Origin of the sequence: Wolbachia endosymbiont of Drosophila nikananu, assembly GCF_028981865.1 — a bacterium.
GTDB classification, from domain to species: Bacteria; Pseudomonadota; Alphaproteobacteria; order Rickettsiales; family Anaplasmataceae; genus Wolbachia; species Wolbachia pipientis_B.
Map to the genome: position 1 here is coordinate 1 of NZ_JAPQLL010000049.1, position 9938 is coordinate 9938.

Below are 9938 nucleotides of genomic sequence, written 5' to 3' on the forward strand. Positions count from 1 at the left end.
AACAAGGAAAAATCTTGTTAAACCTGAAAGAAACTATTTTATCCAGTGCTATAACAATTTTTAAATATAATTTATTAAGAAGTATTTTTGCAGTTATAACCGGACGCTCAATGGTGCTAGAGTGCCCGTTTGGGAGCATGGTTTTGGAGGAACGGTTAAACCACTGATGGAGTCTATTACGACTACCTCGATTAGAAGATTGTATAATCTAACCGTCCCAAGCTTAAATACTTCTTCATTATAAGTTATAGGAGGTCAATTACAATGACAAAAAGTAAATTAGAGGTAATGAATCCTGATGCAGCAGGGATAGATGTTGGTTCGGCTGTACATTATGTATGTATACCCGAGAGAAGAGATGAGCAACGTGTTCAAAAATTTGGCTGCTTCACTGAAGACCTTCATAATTTAGCAAGGTGGTTAAAAAAGTGTAAAGTTACAACCGTAGCGATGGAATCAACTGGTGTATATTGGATTCCTTTGTTTCAAATACTGGAATCTTACGGTTTTGAAGTTAAGTTGGTAAATGCGCGACATGTAAAAAATGTACCTGGGAGAAAGTCAGATGTTCAGGACTGTCAGTGGTTACAACAACTACATAGTTATGGATTACTCCAAGGGTCATTTAGGCCAGATAGCCAGATATGTGTATTGCGTAGTTACGTGCGACAACGTAAGAACCTCACTGAAAGTGCATCTACACATGTTCTGCGTATGCAGAAGGCATTAATTCAAATGAATATACAACTGCATAGAGTTATAAGAGATATAACAGGAGTAACTGGTATGAAAATTATCAAGGCTATAATTAAAGGCGAAAGAGATTCTGGGAAATTGGCTCAATTCAGGGATGCACGAATAAAAAATGATCAGTCTACTATAGCAAAAGCGTTAGCTGGCGATTATAGAGAGGAACATGTATTCACGCTAAAGCAAGAATTTGAACTATATAATATTTATCAAGAAAAAATAGCAGAATGTGATAGAAATATTGAGGTCTATTACAAAACGTTTGAAACAAAATCTAACGAAAGTAAACAGTTGAGTAAGGAAAAGAATAAGCACAGAAAAAGTAAGCCTGACTTTGCTTTGCACGAGGAACTGCACCGAATAACTGGTATGGATTTTACTAAAGTTCCAGGGCTTGATATACTAAGTATACAGACTATAATTTCAGAAACTGGTATAAACCATAATAAATGGTCAACAGAAAAACACTTTTCATCGTGGTTAGGACTCAGCCCTGCCAATAAAATTACAGGAGAAAAAGTGTTTAGCACAAGAACGCGTAAAGTCATTAATCGTGCTGCGAATGCATTTCGAATGGCTGCTAATTCTGTAGGAAATAGTAAAAGTTCATTGGGTGCATACTACAGGAGATTAAAAAAACGATTAGGAGCACCAAAAGCAATAACAGCTACTGCAAGAAAAATAGCATGCATATTTTATAGTATGCTCAAATACGGACAAGAATATGTAGAAAAAGGAATGGAATACTATGAAACACGATATAAGGAGAGAGCTGTAAAAAATTTGATCAAAAAGGCACGAGAATTTGGCTATACTTTAGTGCAACAAGAGGAGCTAGTTAAGGAAGTTTCTTAGAAGATTTTTATGAGTAAAATATTTCAATAAAATTGGTAAAGTTGAAGGGTCTTTTTCATAAGTAAGAATTAAAGCATTCAAAGTAACATCGTTAGGTATTATTTCTTTTGGCAGAGTTACTACACATATAGAATATTCTGAATGTTTTGAAACCAGACCCACTAGGTACTTTCCTTTGCCATCATCAGCTGATCTACGAAATTTCTTTCCAACAAATATACCATGTAATGCTTTGGTATCAGATTTTATAATATCGCTTAACATGAAAACCCCATTAATTATCTAATATATATAGTTTAATACTATTTTAACAACATGTCAAATTAGTTTAATTATTAATCATATTATTTAGGTCCTTAATAGGGATTATGCAAGAGACCTATCTACTTTCGAGTCTGGTTCTGCATCTTTTTATCTGGCTCAAAAATCTTATAGATATAAGAATTCCTGACGCTTTTTTCATTAGGCATAACAGTCAAACTAGATCATAAAATAAAGTTCATTACTTTTATAAAATCATTTGTGTTACTGTAAAAACCAAATCAATTCAAAATCAAAAGCATCTGTCTGCAAACTTATAAAGGCTTGATGTACCACGATAGATTTTTTGAGACTTTAAATAGGTATACTTTCTCATCCACCTTTTAACTTATATAAATTAACCAATAGCAAAAAAATAACACAAGTTAAGCTTGATGCATAATAACTAGCGGCAATAATGTTATCTAAAAGTTACCTCTTCCCACTACAAGTGTCAATCCTTAGGAAGATCTCTAAATTATTAACTTAACTCTATCCCTTCTCAACTTAGGTTATTTCAAACTTCCACAACTGCAGGATTAACACCATTATCAACTTCAACATTACTAAGTGCTGTATTTGCTTTATATGAACAGCAACACCCTACTATAAGAAAAACCGACGCAGCTACTGCGAGTGAAATACATATTGCTAAATAAGACATTGTTAAACTTGCACCAACAGCAAATACGCAAGATAATACAAAAAAGACAGAGGCGCACTTACCTTGCCTTTTACTATGAGTGCTTGCTTCCAAGAATTTTTCGTTTTTACCATTTAGCTCTTTATTTTTGCTTTCAAGTTGTTTCTGCAGATCTCGGATTTGACTTTCTAGCCCATTCTTGCTTTCAAGCTGTTCCCGTAGATTTAGATCCATTTGAAGAATCCCCATTTGTTGCTGATCAGCTTCTTTTATTTCATCAAAAATGGTTTTTTCTGTAGAATTAGGCTGTGAATCTTTCAACCTTAATTCTTCTTTTAGTTGTTTTATCCTTTCTTTTAAAAAACTATTACTTGATGTTAATTGCTTATTGCCTGCATTTGCCATACCTAGCTTTTCTTCCAGCTCTACTACTTTCCTACGGTAGTCATTTAATTCGGCTCTTTCTTGTAATGCACCTATGTCCTCTGTTTGTATATCAAGATCTTTTACCTCTTCTGACCTTGAAATGTGTTTGTATTCGTTATTGAACTCATTCCTTTTTTGTTTCAATAGCCTATCTTCCCCATCCTTAGACTTCCAAGATAGTTCTTCTACTTCTGCATTTGCTCTAGTTAGCTGTGTCTTTAGTTTATTATTTTTGGCTAGAAGCTTTCTATTCTCTTCTTTTAATTGATCGTTTTGTTCTGACAACTCCTGATTTTCTTTATCTAAAGAAACACTTAAATCTTCTTTTAACTGTAATCTTTTTTTAGTTTCGTGAACACCTTGAGCTAGGTTTTCAAGCGAATTTTTGTGGCAAGTTCGGCCATCACCACGCTTAATCAGTTCTTCTGCCTCATGAGTAAGACTTTGAACACCTGCTACAATTTTTTCTAAGCATCTCAACTGTGATGGGTTCCCTTTTATTAGTTCCCTCATTTCGTTCAATGCAGTTGCTATTGTGCTAGTTGGCTCAGCCAGTCTACTTGCGCCAGCTACACCAATTCTGTCACTCAGTTCAGCCTCATCAATCGAATCGCACAAGTTACTTGTGAAAATTTGGTGGCACGGACTGCTCAGGTGAATCAGGGTATTCGAGAAAGCAAAGTAAGATGGGTCAAAGTAGAAAATCGATTTATCCAAATCAGACATGTACTCGCCACCCACGAAAATCAGCTCAACCTGCTCAGGTACCTTATTATGATTGGACTCCCCAACGGAGCCTTGACTTGATTTTGGTGACATATCATACCTTATTCTAACCCTTGTAATTCTATCACAATTTAAATAGAAAGAAAAGGTGTTTTTTTGGATAAAATATTTTTGAGAGAAATATCTAATTTTAGTGTTACAACAAATTTATTTATTAACTACCTTTTCAAAAAGCACAAATAAGGTACCTACCTTCGTGAGAACAATTTAAATAAAAGCGGCGTTGTGAAAACAAAGGTGTGAAATTTTTGCAACAAAGCTAGGTAAATTAGTTCATATATAAATGTGGTAAAAGTAAGCTAATCTGAGCGCTATAACCCTTGCTGAGCTCTCTGTTCAGTGTCCGTTCAAATCAAAGCTACTGAATTCATAAGAGGTAAGATCATTGAAAGTTTTGAATCTTTGTGCATATTCACAGCCGATGTCAGAATAAAAGCTTGCTGGTTTTGGTTGCTGGAAATGGTTGCGTTGTTTAAATTTATTAATGTTGTATACTACTAAATTAATAGCTGTTCATTTAAGAACCTCCTTCAACTTTACCCAACTCGACACATATACTTTTTGAAACATTGCTACAAGTAGAAAAAAACAGGTTACCCACCTTAACTTCTTTAAATTTGCTCACAATCTCTACTTGATGCATAAGGTTTTTGTTACACTCCTTTCATCTACCGATTACCTCTACCTACCGCCTTTACCTTTGCTAAGGTCAGAAACACACTAGCTTCAGGACTTTCTAAGCTCGACTGTGGCAGGCCACCAAAATTACTGGAATCACTAACACTAAGCGATATAGGTGCTTCTACTGGTCCACACCCTCCTCCCACTCTGTGATATCCTAATTCTAGATAAGTACGTAATAATGGATCAATTTGTTCTCTATTTTGAATGTATGCTTGCAATTGCACATCTTGAAATCCCGGATCATTCCTGAATAATTGTGAAATGCCCACTCTTATGTTCTGAAAGTAATTTCTATCTCTGTTTGGGTGGTTTCTTTCGAGAAAGTCACGCATAATATTTACAACATTCTGAACTTGTTCTCCAGGATTTTCATTTAGGACTCGATTAATATCCTTAGCATTTTCTAATGCCCATAAACCACAATTCCAACCATCTGTTTGCTGACGAACAGAAACATTATTAATCCTGATATTATTTCCTAAGTTATTTTGAATGATATCGGTAATACCACCTGGAACAGCAGTAGCAGTTGAATCAGCATAGTACCCAACATAGTTCCCATTTTGACGTTCAATCACTAGTGTAACCCAATGAGTATTATTTAAAGTAATGATTAAAGTTAAACGCTGTTGTTCTTCATTTTCCCTAAATTGATTTAATACTCTAACAATGTGCTCGTTACCGTCATTCCTTGCCAAATTAGCTGCTTCAAAAGTGTGATTACCTTCAGTACGAAGCTGATATTGCAATCTTCCAGCATGAGCTATATCAATTTGTTGAAGCCAGTAATCATAATGTCCATTTCTCGTTGCAAATTCTAGTGTAAGTAGATCATTTACTTCTATCCCTTGATTTCCAAGAATATCTCTTATTTGTCTTCTTATTCCTTGTGCTGTAGGAATGGCATTATCACCTCCCATTATTCTTGACCTTAGTATTTCTAGGAGTTGTTGTATACTACCTTCGAAGGTAGTAATACTAACACATCGATTATCACCTAGATCAAACGGTAAAATCTGGTTCCGTCCGGGATTTTCTCGAATATAATTTATTAAATTTTCACGAGTCTGATCTGATAATAGACCCTCTGGTGGATTTTCATCAATAACACTTTCAGGGCCCACTAGTCCTCCTGATCTTAAGTCACGACCACCACGATCAAGTTTATGTACATACTCTTCTCTTCCTATTCCTTCTGGAATAGATATCAGACCTTCTACTCTCCCTGCACCTGCATTAAATATAAGAGGAAATAAAACCGCCTCATTTCCAGAAGTAATAAGCAAATATCCTCTTTGCTTGTTCATAAGTTCTTTTATTCGATCTTTTGCGTTATTCTCCTTTTGTGCTACTTCTTCTACATTACCAGCAAATCTTAATATATATCCAATTGGATGAGTATCTAGATCATTCTCTGTAGGTTGTCTTAATAATAAAAGGTCTAATGTCTGTTCTGTAATTCTTGTGAGTATTACCCTTTCTCCTTCTTCTTCCTGCCCCCTTTTCAAACTATATGTTTGACCAACTTTATACATAGCAAGCACTTTATAAGGATTATCACTAGCATAAAATGTACCATGTAGTATAGAACGAAACTTACCCTCACTATTAACATTTATTGCGTCCCTAAGTGGCATCAATATTCCAGAGATCTCTTGAAATAGTTCTCTATGCTGACCTACATTTTTCCAGCCATCGTTCATAACCCTTTCTGAAATACCATGTACATTTTCAACATTAGGCACTTGTATAAGATCACCAGCAAGAAAATTATTTGCATTATTATTTTGGTAATCGTGATATAAACCAAGGTCATTTGGTTGATCAATATCTAGCTCAAATTGGTCATTAAGTGTGCATGAAACTTCCCATATATGAACATTATTTCTATTAACATTAAGAGCTTGTAAATCGATAGCTTCTTGCTGTTGCGCATCGTGAGCTCTAATATGAAGTGTAACTATATTATAACCCTGAGCATAAAAGACCATAGTTAAAGTATGTCTTCTTAAATCTCCATCACCGTATCTAAATATATACTTTCTTACACGTACTCGATCTTCTCCTTCTTCCAGCTCTAAATACTCTCTAGCAAAAGCACTACTCCCAAAAGTAAAACCAGTTATACAATCAAATATTCTGTTATAATTCTCTGCATTTCTTGGTATTTCAGCAGGAAGATGTTGAAGTAAGAAATCTCTAATATTTTCTCTAATTTCTTCATTCTCCAAACACTCAAATAATCTTTGTACTAAAGGAAATCTATCCTGTTGAAGCCCTACCGTATCAACCCTAAAAGGAATTCGATTTAAATCAAAATTTAATCCAAAACAAACAGTATGCTCTGATGTGGTATGAATAGGTATAAATGAAGAAACATATAATCTTTTAGCGTGACCTCTGGCACAGTCTAATGCGGTACTGGACAATGTTGCTCCTGTAGCAATATTAATGACAATAGGAACATTTCCTCTTTCTTCTTGATGACGTACAAGAAAAGCAACATGTGAGTTTCTAGGAGATAAGTCAAGATCGATGCCTATTGTGTAGCGATGACTAAAATTTGCTAAGAAACCTAATAAAAACCCGTAACTCTCAAACTTTTGACTGCGATTTTGAATGTCATTTTGTAGGCTGCCTAGGTAATTACGATAGATTCGAGTTATGTATGGCAAAATTCCTTCATTTATTCCACGTTCTACATTTATTCTTTGGTTACTTGCTAGCACTTCCATAAAATTGAAAATCCCTTGCTGACCTGGTGCAGCTTGCACAAAATTGACCAAATGACCAAGCTGTACTCTCTGATCTTGATTGAGTCGTATACTTCCTATTTCCTTAACTGTCAACACACTGCGTGGCGCAGGCGCATTAATCCCCCTAAGCCTATTGCGTTCTATATGCCTCAGAAGGCTAATCTCAGACGCTGAATATTTAGCAAATCTATCTCTACCTTGAGAATCTTTTTCACGAATCACCTCGAATACTGTTGCAATTGCCTCTCCCTGACTCCTGCCTTTCCCATGCATACATACTTTGTACTGCTCAAAACTTAGGTCTTCTTCCCTTAAACCTTGATTTTGCTGTATAATTTCTTGTACTAGAGAATCTTTCTCCCTTTCACTAAATCTTAACCCATCACTATTAGGACGATCAGAAATGCTGTAACACCTGACAACTTGCTGTCCGTCACGATTACGAGTTAAAATAACAACTTTTAGGTTTCCTGTATTTCTATTTCTACCACCTGTATCAATACCATGATTATCAAAACGAAAATAGACTTTCTCATCTGTATTCAAAATGCCTGCATCATGAGCAGTAGCAAACATACTAAAAAAGAATACAGGAAGGAAACGTCCTGTACCTACATGATACAAGAAAGATGGACATTGATCTAAAAAGGATTCAAACTCTTGTCTAAAACCATCAAGATCTCCATCCACTAAACTCCTAATAAGCCCATCACCATTACTCATACAAAATACCCCTTATTTACTACGACCAGAAATACCAAGAGTTCATAAGTGGATTACTTATTACCACTAAGCGTAAAGATGCTTTTTTTCTTATAAGAAGAAACACCACTTACACTAGGAGTTCCAAGCTCAGACTGCGGACTATCATCAACTGGCAAAGTTGTTTTCTTACTGCCATGAGCTTTAGATCGTGTCCGTAAATCATACCTAGGACCATCACCTCCAGGAGGTAAAGTTGTTTTCTCTAACTCAGAAAGCAATTCTTTCGCCAAATCATCGTAGTTTATACTTTCTTCCATTCCTTCTCTACCACATAATCTAAGGTTTTCTACCATGACTTCTTTAAAAAGTTCAAACTTTTCAGGAAAGCAACTTTTAGCAAATGATATTATATCTAATATTTCTTCTTTCTCTATTTCCCTATCGGACTTACAAACATCTTCTTTAAAAAGTTCAAACTTTTCAGGAAAGCAACTTTTAGTAAATGATATTATATCTAATATTTTTTCTTTCTCTATTTCCCTATCGGGCTTACAAATATCTTCTCGTTTCCAATTAATGATTAATCCCCCAAGTACACTCTTTATAGGAACTGTATAATTAGAAGTATTAACAGAGGTCTCTCTGTATTCAGTAAAGCGTTCACATTTCCAAATCTTCATAATAAGAGATCTAGCTTGAACACTTGACTCAGGATTTTTCAACATTACATTTGAAAGTGAGTAAAGGAGGAGGTCATACTCATCTTGTGAGAATATTTTCTCTGAATGATCTCCACGTTCTGAAACGCCTTTATAACACCAGCACTGTACCAAATCATGAACCGTATCAAAAAAACATGACTCTATTAATTCAGCAAGAAGGGAATATACTCCCTTATCTTTCTGCAGCAATTTCTGTAAAAGAGTATCTTTATCACCTATATTCCTTACACAAAAATCTAAAATAGGAGCGTCTTTCTCAACAGATTGAGGACGAGAAAGAGCAAGAATAGCTTCTGTAAGCTTCTTTTCCTTATCTTCTTCTTTTAAATGATTATAAAAATACTCTACCCCTTCACTCCACTTAAGTTTTACAGCACTGTCAAAACCTTCTACTGCATCATACTGCTTTAATTCCCCAGATTCTCTATCGATCCAGAAATCAAATACAGGACCTTTCCTTCGAATGCCACCCAAAAGCGAGTTTCGTATGTACTCATCAGTTATAGGATTACCTCTACTATCAAGTTCATCAGAAGAAAATCCATTTTTGTAGGATTCAAATGCTTTTTGAAAGAGTGGATGAATTTTATCTACTACACAGTAACTACAAGCCATCTCATATTTGCGAAGTGGATTATCGATTTCCTCTATTTTTTCTTCAGTAAACCTTTGACCTAAAGCAGCATTATCCAACCTTACACCTGACCAGCAACCTTCATCTTGGAATACATTGTGCAAGAACTTCAGCTTATCACCCTTAAAGTATTTTATGTGCTCCATAAAGTTATCCTGAAGGACTCCCACCCATCTCTTGATAGCTGACTTCCTCCCAGCAGCAACTGTTGGATCTGGATATTCAATAGCTTCCTGTAATTTTTTGGACATCGTAGCCCGAAGCTCTTCCTGTGTTGGCATTAACCCCTCTTGTTAAGTATTTATATAAAAAAGGTATTGTACAGACATTAGAATGGATTGCAATATTAAAATTACTAGAATAGAGGGTTTAATAAAAAAACGTTATGGCTAAAACTTCTTTTCTTGAATTTTCTTAATATAATCAACAGAAAACCCTGTTATTTCAGCAATAACATCAATAGAAACACCCGCCTTAAGTGAATTCTTTGCCACAGCAATTTTAGCCTGTTGTTCGCCCTCTTCCCTACCTTCCGCTCTGCCTTTTTGATGACCGATGAGGATGCCTTCTAGTCTGCCTTTTTCAGTAGCATCATCGAGTTTTTGAGCGAGGACAGCATGTTCATCAAGAATACGCTTTATCTCTTGTTCGTAGGCTATAAATTCTTTTTCTGACCA

At 35.3% G+C, this 9938-nt stretch carries 5 protein-coding genes and 1 pseudogene; 1 reads left to right on the forward strand and 5 read right to left on the reverse strand.

The window, feature by feature from the left end; genetic code table 11:
• Positions 1-258: 258 nt before the first annotated feature.
• Positions 259-1605 carry an IS110 family RNA-guided transposase gene (locus OZD67_RS03025; RefSeq protein ID WP_182184072.1) on the forward strand — a complete coding sequence of 449 codons (1347 nt, stop codon included), beginning with the start codon at positions 259-261 and terminating at the stop codon, positions 1603-1605.
• Here OZD67_RS03025 and OZD67_RS03030 read toward each other — a convergent pair.
• The 5 genes and pseudogenes from OZD67_RS03030 to OZD67_RS03050 all read right to left on the reverse strand — a co-directional run.
• Complete coding sequence (locus OZD67_RS03030; RefSeq protein WP_182183950.1) at positions 1585-1869, reverse strand: hypothetical protein; 285 nt, start codon at positions 1867-1869, stop codon at positions 1585-1587. The two genes, OZD67_RS03025 and OZD67_RS03030, sit on opposite strands and share 21 nt — an antisense overlap.
• A gap of 553 nt (positions 1870-2422) precedes the next feature.
• A complete protein-coding gene (locus OZD67_RS03035; protein WP_182183947.1) occupies positions 2423-3793 on the reverse strand; it encodes a TomO hydrophobic C-terminal domain-containing protein in 1371 nt (456 codons plus the stop codon).
• Positions 3794-4428: 635 nt separating this feature from the next.
• A complete protein-coding gene (locus OZD67_RS03040; RefSeq protein ID WP_182183945.1) occupies positions 4429-7923 on the reverse strand; it encodes a cytoplasmic incompatibility factor CifB in 3495 nt (1164 codons plus the stop codon).
• Positions 7924-7976: 53 nt separating this feature from the next.
• Positions 7977-9512 carry a cytoplasmic incompatibility factor CifA gene (locus tag OZD67_RS03045; RefSeq protein ID WP_274999665.1) on the reverse strand — a complete coding sequence of 512 codons (1536 nt, stop codon included), beginning with the start codon at positions 9510-9512 and terminating at the stop codon, positions 7977-7979.
• A 138-nt stretch (positions 9513-9650) separates the two neighbouring features.
• Positions 9651-9938 (reverse strand): annotated as a pseudogene (locus OZD67_RS03050) (Rpn family recombination-promoting nuclease/putative transposase); the annotation flags it as partial.